The following is a 22,613-nucleotide window of genomic DNA, read 5'->3' as shown; positions in this document are numbered from 1 at the left end:
TCTCCTTTTCATTTGTGCCGACATCATGACAACCATTTATGACAGCAATTTGACAGTCATACCATCAATATATCTTCATTTAATTGTCACCCATTTGTCATAAACAACATTTAGGGTAATTCGCAGATTAGATTGCACCTTTAACTTTCGATTAAAAAGGAAATTCTGCATGTCGATAAAATCAATAACAGGTCTTGCTGTTGCAATGGCGTTATTTACTTCTCCTACACACGCAAAAACACAAATTGAATGGTGGCATGCAATGGGAGGTGCGCTCGGTCAAAAAGTAAATCAAATCGCCTCTGATTTTAACGCCAGTCAATCTGAATATGAGATAAAACCCGTTTATAAAGGCACTTACGCTGAAACGATGACCAGTGCAGTGGCTTCATTTCGTGCTAAAAACCAACCCGCTATTGTGCAAGTCTTTGAAGTGGGCACAGCGAGCATGATGGGGGCAAAAAAAGCCGTTTTTCCTGTTTATCAATTAATGGAAAAAACTAACGAGCCTTTTGATCCTAATAGTTATTTATCAACTGTCACGGGCTATTACACCACCAGCGATGGAAAAATGATGTCACTGCCGTTTAATAGTTCTACGCCTGTACTTTATTACAACAAAGCCCTCTTTAAAAAAGCAGGCATAGAGCAACCACCAAAGACATGGAAAGAGATGGAAGCTGTTTCTCAGAAACTGCTCGATTCTGGAGTGAAATGTGGATTTACCACCACATGGCAATCATGGACACAAATCGAAAATTTTGGCGCGCGTAATAATTTACCTATTGCGACAAAAAATAACGGTTTCGATGGTTTTGACACTACCTTCCTTTTTAATAAAGCACCTTTCGTGGATCATATTCAACAAATGGCAGATTGGTCGAAATCCGGTATTTTCAAATATGGCGGACGTCAATCGGATGCAATGCCACTGTTTTATACTCAAGAATGCGCCATGGTGATGGAATCATCAGCAGGATTTGCAGGCATTAAAGAGAATATGAAAGGGATTGATATTGGTGTTAGCCAATTACCTTATGACGATTCTCTTGTACAAAAACCTGCGAATACCATTATTGGCGGAGCGTCTTTATGGGTTATGTCGGGACGTCCAGATGCCGAATATAACGGTGTTGCCAAATTCTTTACCTATCTTTCAAGCCCTGAAGTACAAGCCGATTGGCACCAAGCAACAGGTTATTTACCGGTGACTAAAGCCGCTTATGCGTTAACACAACAGCAAGGCTTTTATCAACAAAATCCGGGCGCAGATACGGCAATATTACAAATGACAACCTCTGAACCTACCGCCAATTCCAAAGGATTACGTTTTGGTAATTTCCTGCAAACTCGAGAAATCGTTGATGAAGAGTTAGAAAAAGTGTGGTCAGGAAAACAGACCGCTCAGGCTGCGTTAGATAATGCGGTTGCGCGTGGGAATGAGCAGTTACGCCGTTTTGAACGAACTCAACAATAGTCACTTATATTAGGCGAGCAAAGTCGCTCGCCTTCTGTTTTTATCGATTTACTGGACATTGTATGGCTTCTCAATCCATTTATTTTAAACAAAAATGGTTACCTCTCGCGCTAATTTTTCCTCAATTAGCTATCACGCTTATCTTTTTCATTTGGCCTGCGGGGCAAGCTTTCTTTCAGTCATTTCAATTAGAAGATGCGTTTGGACTTAGTCGAGAATTTGTTGGTTTTGAAAATTTTCAGCGACTTTTTAGTAATCGCTATTATTTTGACAGTTTAATCACGACATTAATTTTCAGTATCAGTGTCGTGTTTCTCTCTATGCTGTCAGCGCTTATTTTGGCGGGTATTGCAGAGCAAGTCTTACGTGGCAAACTGTTTTATCGCACTATTTTAATTTCACCCTATGCCATTGCGCCAGTTATTGCAGGCTTTCTGTGGTTATTTATGCTTGATCCCACAATTGGTGTATTAAGCCAACAATTAAAGAAAATAGGTATTAATTGGGATCCCGTACTTAATACACATCACGCTATGTGGATGGTGATTTTAACAGCGACATGGAAACAAGTGAGTTATAACTTTCTGTTTTTCCTCGCCGCCTTGCAATCTGTACCTAAATCTCTTTTAGAAGCTGCGGCTATTGATGGTAGTGGTCCCATTAAACGCTTTATTACTATCAGTTTTCCTTTAATTTCTCCCACAACCTTTTTCTTACTTGTGGTTAATTTTGCTTACGCCTTTTTTGATACTTTCGCCATTATCCACGCGATGACGCAAGGTGGCCCTGGTAGTAGCACCTCAACACTGGTTTATAAGGTCTATAACGATGGTTTTGTGGGATTAGATTTAGGCTCCTCCGCCGCACAATCCGTTATTTTGATGTTTATTGTCGCGATATTAACCATTATTCAATTTCGTTATGTTGAGAAAAAGGTGGCTTACTGATGGTTGAACGTAGACCTTTATTTCATGCTTTCTGCCACTTTATTCTTATTGTCGGCATTCTTTCTGTGGCATTCCCTATGTGGATTGCACTAGTGGCAACAACCCATCAAAACACCGAGTTTGCCACAGGCTCTCCTCTTTGGTTTGGTACTGAAGGCTTCAATATTTTTAAAACGATATTTTCACAGGCAGGTACAACGCAAAATAGTGCGATTTCAATTAACAGCATGTTATTGAATTCGTTAGTTATGGCGTTAGTGATCACCATAGGGAAATTAGCTATATCGATTTTATCGGCCTATGCCGTGGTTTTCTTTCGCTTTCCGGGACGGATGCTTGCCTTTTGGACTATCTTTTTTACCTTAATGTTACCCGTTGAAGTTCGCATTATGCCGACATTTGAAGTCGTCACTGATCTTAATATGTTGAACTCTTATGCTGGATTAACTATTCCATTAATTGCTAGCGCCACAGCTACTTTTTTGTTTCGTCAATTTTTCCTGACCATCACCCCTGAATTAATTGAAGCCGCAAAAATTGATGGCGCTGGGCCGATTAAATTCTTTTTCACTATCTTGCTTCCTCTTTCTCGCACCAATATCGCTGCCCTTTTTGTTATCACCTTTATTTATGGGTGGAATCAATATCTTTGGCCAATGCTTATCACAACTGATACCCACTACTACACCATTGTGATGGGAATTAAACAGATGGTTGCGGTTTCTGATGGTGTCGTTGAATGGAATAAAATTATGGCAACCACGTTGATCGCCATGTTGCCGCCAGTCCTTATCGTCATTCTGATGCAAAGAGCCTTTGTAAAAGGCTTTATTGATACGGAGAAATAATATGACAACCGTAACGCTCACTGATTTAGAAAAACGCTATCCTAATGGACACCAAGCTATTTCGAAATTGAACCTTTCTATTGAGCAAGGTGAAATGGTGGTGTTAGTTGGCCCAAGTGGTTGTGGCAAATCAACATTACTGCGAATGATTGCAGGATTAGAAACCATCACACAAGGTGATTTACTCATTGATAATTTACGTGTTAATGAACATGAACCGAGTGAGCGAGATATCGCAATGGTATTTCAAAACTATGCGCTTTATCCTCATATGTCTGTCTATAACAACATGGCATATGGTTTACGTAATCGAAAAACACCCAAAGCCCAAATAGAAGAACTTGTCACAAATGCGGCTAACATGCTGGAAATCAGTCATTTATTGGATAGAAAACCCAAAGAGCTTTCCGGTGGACAACGTCAACGTGTCGCAATGGGAAGAGCCATTGTGCGTAAACCCAAAGTGTTTTTATTTGATGAACCACTCTCTAACCTTGATGCAAAATTACGTGTTCAGATGCGTCTGGAGATCAAAAAATTACAGCGAAAACTCTCCACAACCTCGATTTATGTGACGCACGATCAGGTGGAAGCGATGACATTAGCCGATAAGCTGGTGGTTTTAAATCAAGGAAATATAGAGCAAGTGGGGACGCCTTTAGAGATTTATGAAAGTCCAGCTTCCGTGTTTGTGGCAACGTTTATGGGCTCTCCCGCAATGAATATCTTAGATGTCCCAATTAATCATGGTGTAATTGAAATCGCTGATGGGCATATTGCCGTTTCATCTCAGCATCTTCCTTATCAAGCCATTAAATTAGGTTTACGCCCTGAACATTTGATCATTAGCCATCAACATTCCCTTTTTCATGTTGAAGTGGAATTTATTGAAGCACTAGGCGCTGATGTTTTAATTTATGCCACAACTTGCAATAAACAAAAACAGTCTATTGTTATTCGCGCACCTAACAATCATGGTGTGAATATTGGTAATAAAATTGGTCTAACCATTCATCCTGAAAACCTTCATTTCTTTAATGAGCAAACAGGAAAACGTATTAACCGCCCTTTTATGCTCATCAATGAATTAATGGTTTCCTGATACATCAATATCAATTTATTCATTTTCGGTTTAATCTTAATAGCGATGCTTTAAGCATCGTTATTTATTTATCACTAAGCAATAAATATTAAAAATATAAAATTTGTCAGAATTAAACAAATAAAACCCACATCTAAATACAACGTTCCTTTGATATTATTCCAAGCAAATTCAAAACAGCATAACGTACACTCAGAGTAAGTATAATCAATGATCTACATAGATATTACTAAGAGAAATTTATCTTCTCCCTATTAGACACTATATTAATCTTCTTAAATTTAAAGAAGTTAAAATAACCAATATGTTTTTCCATCATCATTTTAAGAATAAAAAATAATATTTTTTAGATGAAAAAATAGAAATATATATGGAGATAATATTTATTACATAAAATGCTTATATTGCACCGATAGATAAGCACTGTTATTCTTCCGCTCGTATTTAATACGCAATTATATAAAACTGCGCAGCAGAAAAGGACTTAACTCAAAATGAAAATCAAATTACTTGCTACAGTGATGGTATCAGCAGCACTACTCTCTGGTTGTCAAAATCTTAATACCGATATGTTGACCAAATCAGGTACTCAACTATTCCAAGCTGCAACATTAAGCGATAACGATATCAAAGCGCTAACGAATGATGCTTGTAAAGAAATGGATGCTCAAAATAAAGTTGCACCCGCAAATAGCACCTACACTAAACGTTTAAATAATATCGCTAAAGCGTTAGGTAATGAAGTTAATGGCACGCCAGTAAACTACAAAGTTTATATGACTAAAGATGTGAATGCGTGGGCTATGGCGAATGGCTGTGTTCGTGTTTATAGCGGTTTAATGGACATGATGACAGATAACGAAGTTGAAGGCGTGTTAGGTCATGAAATGGGTCACGTTGCTTTAGGTCATACTCGTAAAGCAATTCAAGTTGCACACGCAACAGTTGCAGCACGTACTGCGGCAGCATCCGCAGGGGGTGTAGCAGCGCAATTAAGTAGCTCTCAGTTGGCTGAAATGGGACAGAAACTGGTTAATGCTCAGTTCTCTCAACACCAAGAGTCAGAAGCAGATAATTTCTCTTACGATCTGCTGAAAAAACGTGGGGTAAGCACCGCAGGTTTAGTCACAGGTTTTGAGAAATTAGCTAAACTAGGTGGCGGTGATTCAAGTATGTTTGATTCTCACCCACCATCAAAAGAGCGTGCAGATAATATCCGTAATCGCATTGCTGAAGATAAAAAATAATTACCTTGCCCCTGTATCTCATGATATGGGGGTTTTCTTTTCAGGTTTATCCTTTTTACGAATGGCGAAAAGTGTTTGTCACATCAGCAAAAAAGCGTTGGATCGCTTGTTTTTCACTCTGATTATATTGTTCAAATAACGCAGACCATTTTGCTTGAGATTGTTGATGCAACACCTCATGCGCGTGAAAAAGCCGCTCACCTTCTTCTGTTAAGATAAAAAATATTTCTTTCTGATTATCTACTAATTTTATTTTTTCAATCGCGCCTTTCTTTTGTAATCGACTACATATCTTTGAGACAGCACCTCGTGTCATTGCCATATATTCACTGATAGTTGTGAGATTTCTCATACTCTCTTCACCAATACAATGGATCACATGCAGTTCTGTGAGTGAGTAATTATCTAATCCATTCTCTTCTAATACTTTTTTATGATCGCTATCGGCTTGTTCATCTTTAAGATGCAAAAAATCACTTAACCCTTTTAACAAGTTTTCTGTTGTCACATTCTCTTTTGCCATTTTGTTTCCTTGGAAAAAATAATATTAAAAATAGTATCAAAAGTATTTACAACAATCAAAATATCGCTATTATCTATTTTGTTTCCGCGGAAACAAAATAACAAAGGGCAATATTATGAAACTATCAATCCGCAGTCTATTTTATCTCATTTGCTTTAGCGCGCTGCTGGGCTCTTTAGCACAAAATATCTATACACCTGTACTTCCCTTGATCCAACAGCTATTTAATACCACGCTATCATTGGTTAATTTAACGGTATCTGCATTTACTTTTGCTATGGCTGTTATGCAACTATTTTACGGCTCATTGATTGATAAATGGGGAAGAAAACCTATTTTGCTTGGCGGATTAGCCATTTCAATCGTGGGAGCTTTGGGTTGTGTTTGGTCTGACTCTATTGGCGTATTGATTTTTTGGCGGGTGATCCAAGCCATCGGTATCGCGGCTATTCCTGTGGTTGCTGCCACTATTCTTGGGGATCTTTATCAAGGAAACGAGCGTGCTAAAGCAATGGGATCATATCAAATGTTATTAGCACTAGCTCCTGCTTGTGGTCCTTTATTAGGCGGGTATTTAGCGCAACATTATCAATATCAAGGTATTTTTATTTTCTTGGCCATAGTCGGTGTCATATTACTTATTACGCATCTCTTTTATTTACCTGAAACACGTCCAGAACAGAAAGAAGCTTTTAAAAGCATGTCTGCAATGCAACAAGTACTTATGGCTCCTGCGGGTAAATCTGTATTTGTCATCAGTTTTATGGTGTTTTATAACTATTTTTGTCTCTTAGTATTTTTACCCTTAATAGCCTTTCATCTCTATCAGCTTAACAGTACCGAAATCGGTGGATTGTATGTCCCTATGTCTATTGCACTGATTTCAGGTAGCTATCTTTACCGTAGGATTTGCCATTTATTTAGCATTGAGTTTGGTGTAATTATAACCTCCTGTATTAACCTGATTATGCTGACGCTATTTGCACTCTTTTGGCAAATATCACTTCCTATGATGTTGGGTTTAACTGTGTTATATGGGCTTTCTCTCGGATTAACCATGCCAACACATACCACATTATTAGCGAGTTATTTCAGTACAATGAGAGCAACCGCAATGGGGATTTATAACTTTATTCGTTATTGTGGAATGGCTGCGGGTCCTATGGTGGCGACCTATTTTGTCACTGGTAATAGTTATGAGTATGTCTTTTATTCTTGTGTGATCTTCACGAGTTTGGCATTGTGTTTCACATTCAAAACATTAATGTCATCATTAAAAGAAAAAAGGCACACTGCAAACTAACAGGAAATTTGATGAAACTGACCATTGAAAAACTGACACAGCTTTCAACACAAGACCGTATCGATTTAGGTAAAATTTGGCAAGAGCCTTGTTATCAACATGCACTAACAACCGAAATTACCGAAGATAACACTCTCTTTGTGGCACGTTTTAATGAGCGATTACTGGCGGCTTGCCGTATTCAATTATCGGGTAATAAAGCGATAATCACCGATTTTATGGTCAGAGAAGTAACACGTCGCCGTGGTGTTGGGCATTATTTACTGACACAATGTTTATCTGCATATCCTGATATTCCCCATTGGCAAGCAATAAGCTTATCCAACGAAGAAAATGGATATGATGTTGCACATGCTTTTTTAACACACCATCAATTTAATCCATCACCACAATCTGATCTCTATGTTCTCAATATTTGACAATGTTCTTACTCTAAACAATTCTACAACTTGAATATATGCAACATATACTCTAAATAATTCTACAACTTGATATATGACGAATAATAAAGCCTCGCCACATTATAAGCCGTCTCATTAAGATTTTTTTGCGCATTACTTAACGCATCAGAAAGTGTAGAAACACCAGGAACAATAGAAAAAACCGCATCAATACCCTGCTGATGAACTACATCGTAATCTGGTAAATAACCACCGACCAACGCAATAACAGGAAGGTGGTATTTTTTTGCCAACTTAGCAACGCCTGTTGGTGTTTTACCTTGCGCCGATTGGCTATCCATTCTCCCCTCGCCCGTGATCACCAAATCTGCATCAATAAAATATTTTTCTAATTCAACAGCTTTAGCTACCAATTCGACACCTTGCGAAAGTCTTGCTTGCGTAAATGCAAGCAAAGGCAGAGCCAATCCTCCCGCAGCACCACTTCCTGCTATATGGATAAGAGTGCGTTGCGTCATTTTCTCAAGATAAGTACCAAAATGGTGTAATGCGTTATCAAGTTGCGCAATATCGTCTTTGGTTGCTCCTTTTTGTGGACCAAAAATAGCGGATGCTCCTTTTTCGCCACACAATGGATTAGTGACATCGCAAGCAATCTCAATTTCAATATGTTTTAGTTTGGGATTGAGTTTGGTGATATCAATAGAATGAAGTTGGGCTAATGATAGCCCTCCAAAAGGTAAAGATGCCCCAAACTTATCTTTAAGACCAAGACCGAGTGCTTGCATCATCCCTGCACCAGCGTCATTTGTAGCACTGCCACCTAATCCTAAAATAATTTTTTTAACGCCCATTTCAAGTGCGGCATTAATTAATTCACCCGTACCATAACTGGTCGTTAATTTGGGATCACGTTGAGATGAAGGAATAAGATGAAGACCAGAAGCTTGTGCCATTTCAATCACAGCGGTGGTGTTATCACCTAAAAGTCCCCACGTTGCGGTCACTTGTTTACCTAAAGGCGAACACACTTGTGTAGAGATAAAACGGCCTTGCGTTGCATCCACCAGCGATGTCACCGTGCCTTCACCACCATCCGCCATAGGAATACAACAATACTGAGCATCGGGTAAATAACGTGAAAAACCCTGTTTTATTGCTGTTGCAACTTCTTTCGCACTTAAACTTTCTTTAAAAGAATCAGGGGCGATAACTATTTTCACGTTATTTTCTCCAAGCAATAAAAAAGCGATATTTTCATATCGCTTTTATAACATACTCTACTTTATGGGAGCGTGTGCTTGGTCTGAAATGTGATTAATCTTCAATCGCTAAACGCAATTTCTTCATCGCATTTTTTTCCAATTGACGAACACGCTCGGCAGAAACACCGTATTTTGTCGCCAAGTCTTGCAATGTCGATTTGTTATCATCATCTAACCAACGAGCACGAATAATGTCTTGGCTACGTTCATCAAGAGTTTCAATTGCTGACGTCAGTTTATCTGTCGCATGATTATCCCAGTTATCTTCTTCAATGCCGTCGGCAAAATCAGAAGACTTATCTTCTAGGAAGAGTACAGGAGCAATAGGATGTGAGTCATCACTATCGTCAGCGGTCATATCAAATGCCATATCTTGTGCTGACATCCGTGATTCCATTTCTCGGACATCACTTTCTGATACACCTAATTCTCTTGCAACAAGCTCCACTTCATCTTGATTAAACCAACCTAAACGCTTTTTATTTTTTCGCAGATTAAAAAATAGTTTACGTTGTGATTTTGTGGTCGCGACTTTCACGATACGCCAGTTGCGTAGCACATATTCGTGAATTTCAGCTTTGATCCAATGCACAGCAAAAGAGACTAGTCGAACACCCACTTCTGGGTTAAAACGACGAACCGCTTTCATCAAACCAATATTACCTTCTTGGATAAGATCAGCTTGTGGTAAGCCGTAACCTGAATAGCTGCGAGCAACATGAATAACGAAGCGTAGATGTGAAAGGATAAGCGTTCTTGCTGCATCCAAGTCACCATCGTAATGCAGCCGTTCAGCGAGTTCCTTTTCTTCCTCTGCGGTTAACATCGGATAGGAATTGGCTGCACGTATATACGCTTCGATGCTGCCTTGCGGAACCAATGCTAAGGATTGCATTTCTTTTGTCATTCAAATCCTCATGAAAATCAAATAAATAATTAAAATTATCGCTGTAAGGGAAAATAGATGAGCCTTATAAATATAGCTTAAATAGGAAGTCTGTTAAGGTTTTTTACGATGTGTTTTTATCATAACGACTATTTGACCAGCATAAAGACTAAAGGTTCATCTCGCATCTATGTTTACATATCTTTGTACTTTTCTATCACAGAAGCAAATATGACTGTTGCCTTATCGTAGAAAAGAGTGCGTGCATTATTATGCCAGAGACGGGGCGTCGATAAAATGGCTGGGTGACGATATTAACGTAACCCAGCCTGATAAAAAAATATCTTCTCATTATTTATGAGGATAAGTATAAAAATGCTCTAATTCATTATTCTGGTGTGAATTGACGCAAATGTTGCATTGTTGTCAACCATGCAGCAAGCCAACCAATTGTCATAGCAACTAGAATAAGAATGATAGATTCATCAAAACCTAGTCCTGAAATGGAAAATGAAGTCCCAAACACGATCGCAGCTTGAGTCACTACATCAGAGAGTTTCCACACCAGTAAAGCTGAAAAGATCAGGGCAAATACGGCACCAATAAAGCCGAGGATCAATCCCCAATTAAGGAAAGGACGCATAATAAAGCCATCGGTTGCACCAATTAGCTTCATCACATTAATGGTGTCACGGCGACTGAAAATATTGAGGCGCACACTGTTACCAATTACCAATAACAGGGCAACAACCATCAATGTGCCAATCACCAAAGCAATTTGCCCGACTAATGAAGTTAACGTTGAAAGCCGAGTAAACCAACTATCATCCATTCTTACTTCGTCAACACCGGGTATTTTCGCTACTGTATCACGCAAATTCGTCATTAATTGTTGATCGCTAGGCTCCATAACAGGTGTCACAATCGCAACCGCAGGTAATGGATTCTCTTCTAACATATCTAACGCACTGCTAAAGCCAGCCCAAGAACGAAATTCTACTAGCGAATCTTGTCGTGAAAGATAGTTAACATCTTCGACTTTTTCTAAGGCTTCTATTTTTTTGATCGTGGCTTCAGCTAATGAATCATCAAGAGATTTATCAAGATAAACAGTTAATTGTGGTGTTGGATACCATTGTTCTGACGCAGTTGAGACATTCTTCCAGACAATATAGAAGATGCTAGGTAAGGTGAGTGATATAGCGACAACCATTACCGTTAAAAAAGAGGAGAGCGGCTGGCGTAAAAAATCAGCCATAGTATTACGCCATGCGTAACGCCATTGTTCTCGTCTTCCCCCTTTTAGCGCCTTGGTTTTTGCACCTGGCGTTGGCATTGATTTACGGGAACTTTTTGCTTTAGCCATTTTGTCCTCCCACCATTCTGCCTTGCCCTAATGTAAGAATACGATAATTTCTACGCTCTATCAGAGACATATCGTGCGTCGCCATTAACACCGTTACACCAACACGGTTGAACTCTTCAAAAAGGCGCATGATACCTTCTGAAAGCTCACCATCAAGATTACCTGTTGGTTCATCTGCGAGTAAAACTGTCGGTTTATTCACAACAGCGCGCGCAATACCGACACGCTGTTGTTCACCACCAGAGAGTTGAATAGGATAATTTTTAGCTTTATCCAATAGTCCTACTTTATCTAAAGCGGCTGAAACTCTTCGCCGAATATCCTCTTCACTCGCGCCAGCAATAATCAGGGGAAGAGATACGTTGTCATAAACCGTTCGATCCATCAATAAGTGGTGATCTTGGAAGATCATCCCAATTTGACGACGCAGAAAAGGGATCTCACTATTTTTTAGTCTACTGATATCATGACCAGCAAACCAAATAGCACCATCACTTGGTCGTTCTATTCCACAAATTAACTTAAGCAATGTACTTTTACCGGCGCCAGAGTGACCCGTTAAAAAAGCCATTTCACCAGGGCGAAGATGAAAATCAACTCCCTGTAATGCTTGTCTTCCACCTAAATAAGCCTTGCTGACGTGTTCGAAGCGGATCATTAAAACTACTCCTCGCGGGCAAACAGAGCCTCAATAAAATCGTCGGCCTTAAACGGACGTAGATCTTCAATACCTTCACCTACCCCGATATAACGGATAGGAATACTAAACTGATCAGCAATGGAGAAGATAACGCCCCCTTTTGCTGTACCATCGAGTTTAGTCAATGTTAATCCAGTTAGCCCAACTGTTTCATTAAAGAGTTTTGCCTGACTAACTGCATTTTGTCCAGTACTTGCATCTAACGTCAGCATCACTTCGTGTGGTGCTTCTTCGTCTAATTTCTTCATAACACGAACGATTTTTTTCAGCTCTTCCATTAAATGGGATTTATTCTGCAATCGTCCTGCGGTATCAGCAATAAGAACATCGACACCTTTTGCTTGGGCTGATTGAATTGCATCAAAAATAACAGATGCAGGATCAGCGCCAGTATGTTGTGCCACAACAGGGATATTATTACGCTCGCCCCAAACTTGTAACTGTTCAACAGCCGCAGCTCGGAATGTATCACCGGCAGCTAACATGACAGATTTACCTTCAGCTTGGTATTGTCGTGCTAATTTTCCGATTGTGGTTGTTTTACCAACACCATTAACGCCAACCATTAAAATAACAAAAGGTTTTTTACCTTCAATATTTAATGGTTTATCAACCTTACTTAAAATATCGCCCATCTCTTCACGTAATTTTCCGTAAAGGGCTTCAGCATCTTTAAGATCTTTATGAGTGGCGTGTTTGGTCAGGCTAGTGATGATTTTAGTGGTGGTTTCCATACCCACATCAGCAATTAAGAGTTGCTCTTCTAACTCTTCAAAAAGCTCATCATCAATTTTCTTACCACGAAATAGGCTAAGGAACCCTGAACCTAAGTTCTGGCGAGTTTTCAGTAAACCTTTTTTCAGTCGGCTAAAAAAGCCTTCTTTCTTAGGTTTCTCTTGTTCAACAACTTTATCTGCTAGTACTTCTTCGCGTAAAGATTCAATATCTTCAGCTTCCGCTTGCGCAATAGCAAGACGTTCGTTTTCTTCTTCTTGCGCTAAACGTTGAGCTTCAGCTTCTTGAGCCAAACGCTCTTGCTCTAAACGCGCCGCTTCTTGACGCTGTGCTTCTAAACGTTCTTGTTCCGCTTTTAGTTCAGCTTGGCGTTGCGCTTCCTCTTGCGCTAAACGTTGAGTTTCAGCTTCTTGAGCCAAACGCTCTTGCTCTAAACGCGCCACTTCTTGACGCTGTGCTTCTAAACGTTCTTGTTCCGCTTTTAGTTCAGCTTGACGTTGCGCTTCCTCTTGCGCTAAACGTTGAGCTTGTGCTTCTTGAGCCAGACGGGCTTGTTCTGCATGCTCGGCCTCTAAACGCGCTTGCTCTGCATCTATTTCTGCTTGGCGCTGGGCTTTCTCTTGTTCTAAACGTTGTTTTTCAGCTTCTTGTGCCAATCTATCTTGCACAACACGTTGCGCTTCTTGGCGCTCTACTTCTAAACGTTCTTGTTCCGCTTCTAATTGCGCTTGGCGAGCCGCTTCTTCTTGCGCCTCTTTTGCCAAACGTTCTTGTTCTAAACGCTCTTCTTCTAAGCGTTGCTGTTCTTTCTCTTGCTCAATATTTTCTTCTTTGTTACGCCCAAAACCGAGCCACGAGAAAAAACCTTTTTTTTCTTTTGCCATTAGCTACTAAACTCCTCGCACTAAATCATGGCGCGATTACATTGACGATATTGAAAATAATAATGAAGTCTATCATTTGATCATAGATAAACGCATCTTTTATACGAATTTTATGGTAAATTATTGCGGATTAAATCAAGGGAAGTCATCGAGATAACAACAGACACGAATTCCTTATTCCCAAAGACACTCCAAAACTCACATTTAAACGATATAAATCAAAATAATATGGCCAAAAAACCACAAAAAGCCCCAATGGGACAAATCAGAATAATTGGGGGAAAATGGCGTGGTCGTAAACTTCCTGTTCTCGATAGCCAAGGATTACGACCAACAACGGATAGAGTGAAAGAAACGCTCTTTAATTGGCTAATGCCTGTTATCCAAGATGCCCGTTGCCTCGACTGTTTTGCAGGAAGCGGTGGTTTAGGAATTGAAGCTCTTTCTCGCTATGCTCGTGAAACCACGTTTATCGAATATGAACGTGCCGTTGCCCAACAAATTACCGCAAACTTAACCTTACTAAATGCAGAAAATGGGCATGTCATTCAAGACAGTGCATTGTCATATCTCGCTAAACAAGGTTCACCTTATAATGTCGTTTTTTTAGATCCTCCTTTTCATAAAGGCATGTTGTCAGACACTATCCAATTATTAGAAAATAACGGCTGGTTAGCGCAAGATTGCTATATTTATATCGAGGAAGAAATTAAAGCACAGACTTATACGCTTCCTACCACTTGGACATTGCATAGAGAGAAGATCGCAGGACAAGTTGCGTATCGTCTTTATATTCGCAATCTATCTGCTTAATTTTTTATGGAGCTGCTATGTTAATCTTTTTTGGCCGATTTTTAATGGTCGGTGTTTGGGGCTTTCTATTTTTAAATATTATTTCCCCGTTTCCTAAGCCTTTAAAATATTTTATGGATATCGCCATGATTTTTATGGTGATTATGCATGGTTTACAAATTGTCATGTATAAAGCAGGACAGCCTAAAGATCAAAAACCGTCAACGGCATTACAATTTCGTATTTTCTTTTTTGGTATTTTTGAGCTATTAAAAATACAAAAAGAACTACGAAAAGAATACGAAGAAAAACAAAAGAATAAAACGAAACAATAACCGTAATATCGTTATATCCTCGCAATTATCTGGGGTGGTCAACCAACCCCAGAGGTTGCCAACCTTATCAACAAATTCTCTTATTTCTTGTTTGATTCATCATTTGGCATATCAGTTTCAAATTTCACAAAACGACTGCCTTGCATAAATAAACGCCCTTTCATTTTAGGCTCGATATCTTGATAAGACGATTTATCAATCTTTAACACTAAATCTTTACGCGAGTCAGTGGTTAAACGAAAAGTCACTTGATAATAATGTGTTGTTTCAGGGCCATTCACATCATTTTCTCTTGAGCGCCGTTCATTTGCAGCAACTTCTTTTTTATCAATCACTTCGACCATATAGAGTGTAACAGGTGAATTATCATCACTTATTCGCTGCTTTCTTTGTTCAAAAAAACGATAAGTTGCTGACGCTATAATAACGATCAGTACCGCAATTCCTAAAATAGCCGCTTTATTCATTACATTAATTCCTATCGTTATATGGATTAAAAAGTAAGGTGCTTTATATTATTTTAATAAGTCCGTCAGTTTCGTCATTAACCGCTATTCTTAAATTAAACTTTCTGTTATCAATAATAAAACAGTTCTAAATATAAGGAAGATATTATGAGTTGGCCTTTTCTCGCCGTATTATTCTCTGGGTGGCTTTATATCGATGCAGCATATCGAGGCCCTAATTGGCAACGATGGTTATTCCGTCCTATCACGCTACTTCTTTTATTACTTTGGGCATGGCAAGTTCCTGAACACAGTATCAATAGCTACCTTATTGTAGGTGCATTATTAGCTACTTTGCTTTCTGACATATTAAGAATGTTTGATAGTAAGTATTTACTACCCTCCTTTTCCTTGGTTTTCTTAAGCTACATTCTTTATATGGTCAGCTTTTTATTACCACTGCAACTCTCTTTCTATCTTCCTTTACTTGGATTCGTCATTCTTGCTTTCATTATCATTTTAGTGATTGTTTGGAGCAAGCTCGATAAATTAGCTATCCCAGCATCTCTTACTTTATTAGCTGCATTTGCTATGTTTTGGATTGCTGGAGAAAAATTCTTCTACTTAAGTAACGATTACAACCTATCTATTATGATTGGCTCATTGTTGTTAGTAATTGCTTACTCCATATGGCTTATCAACCGCTTCCGCTTCTCATTCTCGGCTTCTAAAGGGCTTGTCAGCGCCTGTTATTTTATTGGGCATTTCTTTATCGTCAGAGCCTTATTCATTTAGCATCCATTAACCCTCGTTTTTACAAAATAGAATGAGGGGTTAATTTTTTGACCTAATTCGCACTTTTTGCCAATGAATATGCCTTCGATATCTTGACTCTGGACTCTACTCCAAGCTGTAAAGTACTTATCAGATAAATGAATTTAAACTTTACTTTGTTGAACAAGGAGAGCCAGTTATGACTAAACATGCTCATCAACACGATAATCATAAACATACCGATGCTTGCTGCTCAAGCTCTCAATGCTGTTCAGGTCACTCAGAGAATAGTACGCACTCACATACTGAAAGCGAACATTCTCATACCAAGATAGATAAAAGTGATCCTGAATCCGAGGATGAGCATCACCATGATCATGATGGTCACGATCATAGCCATGATGGGCATAGTCATGCTCATGGAAGCTGTGATATCAACGCCCCTGTTTCTAACATTGAGCCAGAAAAGATTGCACAACAACGCTTTAGCTGGAAAGTGCAAGGTATGGACTGCCCAAGTTGTGCACAAAAAATTGAAACCGCAGCACTTAAAGTGGCTGGTGTAAAACAAGCAAAAGTTCTTTTTGCCACCGAAAAATTGGTCGTTGATGCGGATAGCGATCTACGCGCAGATGTCATTGCCGCAATTAACAGTGCAGGATTTGAGCTTTTTGATCTTTCATCTCCTCAATCTAAAAAAGTGGCTAAGCAAAGCCTATTAAAAGAGAGCTCGTTTGTCATTGTACTTGCGATTTTAATGGCGATTAGCTGGGGTGCTGAGTTTATTGATCCTCAAGCAGGACGTGCCGCTTTTCTTGCAACAACCTTAATTGGCCTATTCCCCATTGTGAAAAAGTCTTTGCAACTTATTCGCAGTGGTACACCTTTCGCCATAGAAACGTTGATGAGTGTTGCCGCAATTGGTGCGCTCTTTATTAATGCTACCGAAGAAGCAGCAATGGTTATTTTGCTGTTTATGATTGGTGAAATGCTGGAGTCTTATGCCGCAGGACGCGCTCGTCGTGGTGTCAGTGCATTAATGGCATTAGTGCCAGAAGAAGCGACATTAATCAAAGATGGTAAAAAACAAACTGTGCCTGTTGCGCAATTACGTCCAGGCGACATCATCGAAATTGCACCAGGTTCACGCTTACCCACAGATGCGGAATTAGTCAGTGCATTTGCAAGCTTTGATGAAAGTGCATTAACGGGTGAATCCGTACCAGTAGAGCGTCTACAAGGCGAAAAAGTAGCAGCAGGTTGTTTATCTGTGGATAGATCTGTACAGATGAAAGTGGTATCTGAACAAGGACAAAATGCTATCGACCGTATTTTGCAATTGATTGAAGAAGCTGAAGAGCGTAGAGCGCCGATTGAGCGTTTTGTGGACCGCTTTAGCCGCTACTATACCCCTGCTATTATGCTGTTCTCTGCATTAGTGATTATTGTGCCACCACTGTTCTTTGCTCAGCCTTGGGAAACATGGTTCTATCGCGGTTTAACGCTGTTATTGATTGGTTGTCCTTGTGCGTTGGTTATCTCAACACCAGCAGCAATTACCTCAGCATTAGCTGCTGCTACAAAACGTGGTGCGTTAATTAAAGGAGGTGCAGCGTTAGAGCAATTAGGCACCGTTAATACCATCGCACTTGATAAAACAGGTACATTGACTGAAGGGAAACCTCAAGTTACGGATGTTGTTGCTGAAACGGGGTTTAATGAAAAAGAAGTCCTGACTTTTGCTTCATCCGTAGAAGTCGGATCACATCACCCATTAGCAAAAGCCATTATCAATAAAGCACAAGAACAAGGCGTGCTTGTTGTTGAAGCGGAAGATCGTAAAGCCTTAGCGGGTAAAGGTATTGAAGGTTATTTAAATAGCCAACACATTCTAGTGAGTGCGCCGTCTCAATTATCAGAAACAACAACATTATCGCCTCAATGGCAACAAGAGGTTGCACGCCTTGAAGATGAAGGTAAAACCGTTGTTGTTGTATTAAAAGAGAGTCAGCTAATCGGTGTTATTGCTATGCAAGATACCTTACGCAGTGATGCCATTGAATCAATGAAATTATTGAAAGAGATGAACATTAATGCCGTAATGCTAACGGGCGATAACCCAAGAGCCGCAGCGGCGATTGCGAAAAAACTTGGCATGGATTTCCGTGCAGGATTACTCCCTGAAGATAAAGTGACTTCAGTGATGGAAATCAGTAAAACGCATAACACCATGATGGTCGGTGATGGTATTAACGATGCGCCAGCAATGAAAGCAGCGACTATTGGTGTTGCAATGGGAAGCGGAACTGATGTCGCACTGGAAACCGCAGATGCAGCATTAACACATAACCGTTTAACAGGTTTACCTGAAATTATTCAGTTATCTCGTGCAACACGCAAAATCATTCGTGAAAACATCACTATCGCGCTAGGCTTAAAAGCCGTGTTCTTAGTGACCAGTTTATTAGGAATAACAGGGCTTTGGGTTGCAGTATTGGCTGACTCTGGTGCAACAGCCCTTGTCACCGCCAATGCCGTAAGATTGTTAAGAGTAAAACTTAAATCATCTAGCAAAGAATAAACTAAAAAACCCAAACTTCAATAATTGAGGTTTGGGTTATTTTTTAGCGCGATGATAAATTACAGATTGCTCTCTTTTTTACGGATAAGATAACGATAAGGTGCAGATTCAGTCTCTTGATTTAATAAATCATGTTCCATAAAACGGCAAAAGCCGGGAATATCACGCACTGTGGCAGGATCATCCGCAATGACTAAAAGCGTATCACCTAATGCCATATTTCTTATGGTTTTACGCACTAACATCACAGGCTCAGGGCAACGTAGGCCTAGCGTATCTAATGTCTTAGTTGCATCATCAAATTGAGCATTCATTCTATTAACCATTCTTCTTACACTGACAGATTGTGTCATTATATCTCGCTTTCGTGTTCACATCACGGCACATTAAGCACAAAGGTATTCCCGCTAACCTTTGCTTTTGTTGCGCAACAGGCGTATTATGCGCATCCTCTCATTTAAGAGAGAAATCACTGTTTTATTGGGTTCCCTCACCCCAATCACTAAAAAGGTACAATTTATGTATACGTTTACTCCCCGCCAAAAAGCGGTGGCGCTGTTATGGCTTTCTTTGTTCCACATTCTGATAATTACATCTAGTAACTATCTTGTGCAATTGCCTATCTCCATTTTTGGTTTCCATACCACTTGGGGTGCCTTTACTTTTCCGTTTATTTTTCTGGCAACAGATTTAACGGTTCGTATTTATGGTGCGCCTTTGGCTCGACGCATTATTACTGCCGTCATGATCCCTGCATTAGCGATTTCTTACCTAATCTCAACGCTCTTTTTCCAAGGAAGTTGGCAAGGTTTTGCCTCATTAACTGATTTTAATATCATGGTGGCAAGAATTGCGACAGCAAGCTTTATGGCTTATGTGTTAGGTCAAATCATGGATGTGTCTGTCTTTAATCGTTTAAGACAACAACAAAAATGGTGGGTAGCACCAAGTGCAGCGATGTTCTTTGGTAATTTACTCGACACACTCGCCTTCTTCTTTATTGCATTTTATCGTAGTACTGACGCATTTATGGCGGAGAATTGGGTTGAAATTGCATTGGTTGACTACGTGTTTAAATTGACCATCTGTATGCTGTTTTTCTTGCCTGCATATGGTGTTTTGTTGAATTTTATTTTGCGTCACTTTTTCGCACAAGAAAATCAAAAACAAGATTATGCTGAAATTCGCTCATAATCTGTCTCACCTCGCAAAAAAATAATGACATAAATGTCATAATTCAAATAATAAAGCTTCATAAGTCAATTTTATGAAGCTTTATTCTGCCTGAAATAATTTATTATTTTACGTAAATATTTCTTATAGTAATTAATTAGCATGATTAGTCAAACAACGTACAGAATATTACTTAAATATCATTATTATGATGTTTTTTGCATGCTAATATAAAAATGATTAATTGTTTACAATGAAATATTTTATTCGTCTATTAAACTGTTAATGTATTTAAGTTCATCTCCATAGAATTCTGTGTCAATTGGGATGACAAGCCCCACCATAAGGATTTTTTACTCTCTTTTGCGAATAGTAGGAGTCTATTATGTTAAAAGTTATTCAATCCCCCGCTAAATATATTCAAGGACCAGATGCGCTATACCATATTGGTAAATACGCAAAACCTTTTGGCGATAGAGCACTGATTATTGCTGATAAATTTGTTATGGATCTCGTCGGAAGTACCGTCAAAGACAGCATGTCTCAATATGAAGTGAATGGGCACTTTGAACTGTTTAATGGTGAATGCACACACAAGGAAATCAATCGGTTATCTGAACTCGCAAAAGCACAAGCCTCTCTTGTGATCATCGGCGTTGGTGGAGGTAAAACACTTGATACTGCCAAAGCTGTTGCTTATAAATGTCAGCTTCCTGTCGTCATCTCTCCAACCATTGCTTCCACTGATGCACCAACAAGCGCACTTTCTGTCATTTATACAGAATTAGGCGCGTTTGATAGTTACCTTTTCTACCCAACAAATCCTGATGTTGTCGTGATGGACACCAATATCATCGCTTCTGCGCCAGCTCGTTTATTAGTGTCTGGAATGGGAGATGCTTTAGCAACCTACTTCGAAGCAAGAGCCTGTAGTCATGCCCAAAAACAGACTATGGCAGGAGGCAAATCAACACTAGCAGCTCTAGCTCTGGCTGAACTTTGCTATAACACTCTTTTAGAAGATGGTTATAAAGCAAAACTCGCAGTCAGCCGAGGTGTTTGTACAACTGCAGTAGAAAATATTATCGAAGCTAATACCTTCTTAAGTGGTATCGGTTTTGAAAGTGCGGGTCTTGCAGCTGCCCATGCTATTCATAATGGGTTTACGGCATTAGAAGAGTGTCACAATATGTACCATGGTGAAAAAGTCGCCTTTGGTACATTAGTCCAATTAGTGTTAGAAAACAGTCCATTAGAAGAGTTAGAAGAGTTCCTCGATTTCTGTATTTTAGTCGGGCTACCGGTCACTTTAGAAGAGTTGGGTATCAATGCAACAGGCGATGAATTAAATGAAAAAATCATGGCGGTTGCTGAGTTAAGTTGTGCTGAAGGTGAGACAATTTACAACATGCCATTTGATATCGATTCCGATAAGGTTTATGCCGCTATTTTAACTGCCGACCAATTAGGACGGGAATGGCTTTATTAAAGCCTGAGTAAACAGGGAGTGTTTATCTCCCTGTTTGCATTTACAAAAAAGGGTGATTTATGGTCAGTATCGTATTAGTTTCAAAGAGCCTTACGCTCGCCAATGGTATTAAAGAGCTCGTTAATCAGACTGTAGATCGCCAAGTAAAAATTGCCATTGCGACCAACTATCAAACACCCTCTGATCTTGCTAATGAAGTGTCACCAGAAACGATACTCACAGCAATTAAAAAGTGTTATAGCAAACAAGGTGTACTCGTTTTACTCGATACTTATCATTCAGCACAAAATGCAGCACTCGCTATCGCTAATCTGGAGCATAACGTAGCCACTAACGTCGCGTTAAGTTCAGCACCAATTGTTGAAGGCACCTTGGCTGCCGCCAATAGTATTGCGTTAGGCGCTTCGCTTGAAGAAGCAGAAAAAGCGGCGCATAAAACCATTACAATTAAAAAACTGCAATTAGGTGAAAATCTGCCTAATTTTAATATTCACCCTAAAAACACAAATTACGAACCTGTCAGAATTATCACCGCACCTGTTTGGTTATACCCTTATCATCGTTTTGTGATCCCTCGTAAAAAAATATCCTCTCACTTATTACTTGAAGAGCAAAAACGTCTCGTAAAAGCCATTGAGCGATCCAAAAAAGATATAGACTGGTTAACAGAAGAAGCGTACCGCACGATTGGAGAACAATATGCCCATATTTTTTCTAGTCACCGCTTCTTATTAGAAAATACCGAATTACAACTGACTGTATGTAGCATGATAAGCAAACATCACTGTAATGCTGAATTTGCCTTACAGCAGACATTCATTGATTTAATAGATACTTATGCGCAAATGGATGATGATAATATGCGTGCTCGTGAAAGTGATTTAGATGATATTTTATCTCGATTACTACGCTATTTAACTTCAGCACCTCCGCCAATCACGCATCCTCCTTATACAAACGCAATTCTGGTGACAAAACAGCTTCATCCCTCCACATTAATGGCTCTTGATACCAATAAGATTAAAGGAATTTTATTAAGCCACGGCAATCCTCTGTCTAATACAACCGTATTGGCTAATGCACTAGATATTCCAATTATTAATGAAGCCGGAAAACAAGCGCTCTCGCTGACCGACGGGCAAAATATAACGCTCAAAAAAGTCCAAAATATTTGGCTTTATCAAAATACCTATATCTCACATTAAAAATAAGAGTATTTAAATAACCTGAGTTCCACCGTATCAGGTTATTTCATTTTCTTATTCTTTTATATTTCACAACTGTTTTTACTAAAAATAAAAAAAGGGAATAAAAGATCCTCTTTTATTCCCTAGCTGCT

Annotated in this window: 22 protein-coding genes; 14 read left to right on the top strand and 8 right to left on the bottom strand. The window is 39.3% G+C overall.

What is annotated here, in order from left to right:
* Window positions 1-169 precede the first annotated feature (169 nt).
* The 5 genes from ugpB to JEP71_RS06325 all read left to right on the top strand — a co-directional run bounded on the left by ugpB (window position 170) and on the right by JEP71_RS06325 (window position 5,621).
* The gene (ugpB, locus tag JEP71_RS06345; RefSeq protein ID WP_198625940.1) at window positions 170-1,477 is read left to right on the top strand and encodes a sn-glycerol-3-phosphate ABC transporter substrate-binding protein UgpB; all 1,308 of its coding nucleotides are present in this window, start codon (window positions 170-172) and stop codon (window positions 1,475-1,477) included.
* Between the two features lie 62 nt (window positions 1,478-1,539).
* Entirely contained in the window at window positions 1,540-2,424 is an 885-nt protein-coding gene (gene ugpA, locus JEP71_RS06340; RefSeq protein WP_109372020.1) for a sn-glycerol-3-phosphate ABC transporter permease UgpA, read from the top strand.
* Window positions 2,424-3,272, top strand: coding sequence for a sn-glycerol-3-phosphate ABC transporter permease UgpE (ugpE, locus tag JEP71_RS06335; protein ID WP_198625939.1), 849 nt, complete (start codon window positions 2,424-2,426; stop codon window positions 3,270-3,272). Before ugpA ends, ugpE begins: the two co-directional genes overlap by 1 nt.
* A gap of 1 nt (window position 3,273) precedes the next feature.
* Window positions 3,274-4,374 (top strand): sn-glycerol-3-phosphate ABC transporter ATP-binding protein UgpC, encoded by a 1,101-nt coding sequence (ugpC, locus tag JEP71_RS06330; protein WP_198625938.1) that lies wholly within the window; start codon window positions 3,274-3,276, stop codon window positions 4,372-4,374.
* A 494-nt stretch (window positions 4,375-4,868) separates the two neighbouring features.
* Entirely contained in the window at window positions 4,869-5,621 is a 753-nt protein-coding gene (locus tag JEP71_RS06325; protein ID WP_109372027.1) for a M48 family metallopeptidase, read from the top strand.
* 55 nt (window positions 5,622-5,676) lie between these two features.
* Here the strand turns inward: JEP71_RS06325 and JEP71_RS06320 are convergent, their stop codons facing one another.
* Window positions 5,677-6,144 carry a MarR family transcriptional regulator gene (locus JEP71_RS06320; RefSeq protein ID WP_198625937.1) on the bottom strand — a complete coding sequence of 156 codons (468 nt, stop codon included), beginning with the start codon at window positions 6,142-6,144 and terminating at the stop codon, window positions 5,677-5,679.
* Between the two features lie 115 nt (window positions 6,145-6,259).
* Between JEP71_RS06320 and JEP71_RS06315 the strand changes: the two genes are divergently transcribed.
* Window positions 6,260-7,447 carry an MFS transporter gene (locus JEP71_RS06315; protein WP_198625936.1) on the top strand — a complete coding sequence of 396 codons (1,188 nt, stop codon included), beginning with the start codon at window positions 6,260-6,262 and terminating at the stop codon, window positions 7,445-7,447.
* A gap of 11 nt (window positions 7,448-7,458) precedes the next feature.
* Window positions 7,459-7,866 carry an aspartate 1-decarboxylase autocleavage activator PanM gene (panM, locus tag JEP71_RS06310; protein WP_198619257.1) on the top strand — a complete coding sequence of 136 codons (408 nt, stop codon included), beginning with the start codon at window positions 7,459-7,461 and terminating at the stop codon, window positions 7,864-7,866.
* A 62-nt stretch (window positions 7,867-7,928) separates the two neighbouring features.
* Here panM and JEP71_RS06305 read toward each other — a convergent pair whose 3' ends face one another.
* From JEP71_RS06305 to ftsY, 5 genes are all read right to left on the bottom strand, one after another.
* Window positions 7,929-9,071, bottom strand: a complete 1,143-nt coding sequence (locus tag JEP71_RS06305; protein WP_198625935.1) for a glycerate kinase — start codon at window positions 9,069-9,071, stop codon at window positions 7,929-7,931.
* A 94-nt stretch (window positions 9,072-9,165) separates the two neighbouring features.
* A complete protein-coding gene (gene rpoH / locus JEP71_RS06300; RefSeq protein ID WP_023583733.1) occupies window positions 9,166-10,020 on the bottom strand; it encodes an RNA polymerase sigma factor RpoH in 855 nt (284 codons plus the stop codon).
* Window positions 10,021-10,387: 367 nt separating this feature from the next.
* Window positions 10,388-11,365 (bottom strand): permease-like cell division protein FtsX, encoded by a 978-nt coding sequence (gene ftsX, locus JEP71_RS06295; RefSeq protein ID WP_109372037.1) that lies wholly within the window; start codon window positions 11,363-11,365, stop codon window positions 10,388-10,390.
* Window positions 11,358-12,023: a cell division ATP-binding protein FtsE gene (gene ftsE, locus JEP71_RS06290; RefSeq protein WP_023583735.1), complete on the bottom strand. Its 666-nt coding sequence runs from the start codon at window positions 12,021-12,023 to the stop codon at window positions 11,358-11,360. Before ftsE ends, ftsX begins: the two co-directional genes overlap by 8 nt.
* 5 nt (window positions 12,024-12,028) lie before the next feature.
* On the bottom strand, window positions 12,029-13,684 hold the full coding sequence (gene ftsY, locus JEP71_RS06285; RefSeq protein ID WP_198625934.1) for a signal recognition particle-docking protein FtsY: 1,656 nt from the start codon (window positions 13,682-13,684) through the stop codon (window positions 12,029-12,031).
* A 228-nt stretch (window positions 13,685-13,912) separates the two neighbouring features.
* On the opposite strand from ftsY, the gene rsmD reads away from it, so the two are divergent.
* Window positions 13,913-14,497, top strand: a complete 585-nt coding sequence (gene rsmD / locus JEP71_RS06280; RefSeq protein WP_198619254.1) for a 16S rRNA (guanine(966)-N(2))-methyltransferase — start codon at window positions 13,913-13,915, stop codon at window positions 14,495-14,497.
* A 17-nt stretch (window positions 14,498-14,514) separates the two neighbouring features.
* Window positions 14,515-14,811: a DUF1145 family protein gene (locus JEP71_RS06275; RefSeq protein ID WP_109372044.1), complete on the top strand. Its 297-nt coding sequence runs from the start codon at window positions 14,515-14,517 to the stop codon at window positions 14,809-14,811.
* A gap of 80 nt (window positions 14,812-14,891) precedes the next feature.
* On the opposite strand, the gene JEP71_RS06270 is transcribed toward JEP71_RS06275, so the two are convergent.
* Entirely contained in the window at window positions 14,892-15,278 is a 387-nt protein-coding gene (locus JEP71_RS06270) for a DUF2500 domain-containing protein (RefSeq protein WP_198619253.1), read from the bottom strand.
* Window positions 15,279-15,425: 147 nt separating this feature from the next.
* Here JEP71_RS06270 and JEP71_RS06265 point away from each other — a divergent pair, with 147 nt between their 5' ends.
* Window positions 15,426-16,052 carry a lysoplasmalogenase gene (locus JEP71_RS06265; protein WP_198625933.1) on the top strand — a complete coding sequence of 209 codons (627 nt, stop codon included), beginning with the start codon at window positions 15,426-15,428 and terminating at the stop codon, window positions 16,050-16,052.
* A gap of 178 nt (window positions 16,053-16,230) precedes the next feature.
* Window positions 16,231-18,612: a zinc/cadmium/mercury/lead-transporting ATPase gene (locus JEP71_RS06260; protein WP_198625932.1), complete on the top strand. Its 2,382-nt coding sequence runs from the start codon at window positions 16,231-16,233 to the stop codon at window positions 18,610-18,612.
* A gap of 59 nt (window positions 18,613-18,671) precedes the next feature.
* Here the strand turns inward: JEP71_RS06260 and tusA are convergent, their stop codons facing one another.
* Window positions 18,672-18,926 carry a sulfurtransferase TusA gene (gene tusA, locus JEP71_RS06255; RefSeq protein ID WP_109372081.1) on the bottom strand — a complete coding sequence of 85 codons (255 nt, stop codon included), beginning with the start codon at window positions 18,924-18,926 and terminating at the stop codon, window positions 18,672-18,674.
* A 205-nt stretch (window positions 18,927-19,131) separates the two neighbouring features.
* Here tusA and JEP71_RS06250 point away from each other — a divergent pair, with 205 nt between their 5' ends.
* From JEP71_RS06250 to JEP71_RS06240, 3 genes are all read left to right on the top strand, one after another.
* Complete coding sequence (locus JEP71_RS06250; protein WP_196532411.1) at window positions 19,132-19,806, top strand: 7-cyano-7-deazaguanine/7-aminomethyl-7-deazaguanine transporter; 675 nt, start codon at window positions 19,132-19,134, stop codon at window positions 19,804-19,806.
* A 364-nt stretch (window positions 19,807-20,170) separates the two neighbouring features.
* The gene (locus tag JEP71_RS06245) at window positions 20,171-21,274 is read left to right on the top strand and encodes a glycerol dehydrogenase (RefSeq protein WP_198619251.1); all 1,104 of its coding nucleotides are present in this window, start codon (window positions 20,171-20,173) and stop codon (window positions 21,272-21,274) included.
* Between the two features lie 59 nt (window positions 21,275-21,333).
* A complete protein-coding gene (locus tag JEP71_RS06240) occupies window positions 21,334-22,479 on the top strand; it encodes a phosphoenolpyruvate-utilizing N-terminal domain-containing protein (protein WP_196532413.1) in 1,146 nt (381 codons plus the stop codon).
* Window positions 22,480-22,613 lie beyond the last annotated feature (134 nt).

This window comes from Proteus sp. PR00224, assembly GCF_016238105.1.
Classification (GTDB): domain Bacteria; phylum Pseudomonadota; class Gammaproteobacteria; order Enterobacterales; family Enterobacteriaceae; genus Proteus.
This window is presented reverse-complemented; position numbering and strand designations above follow the sequence as displayed.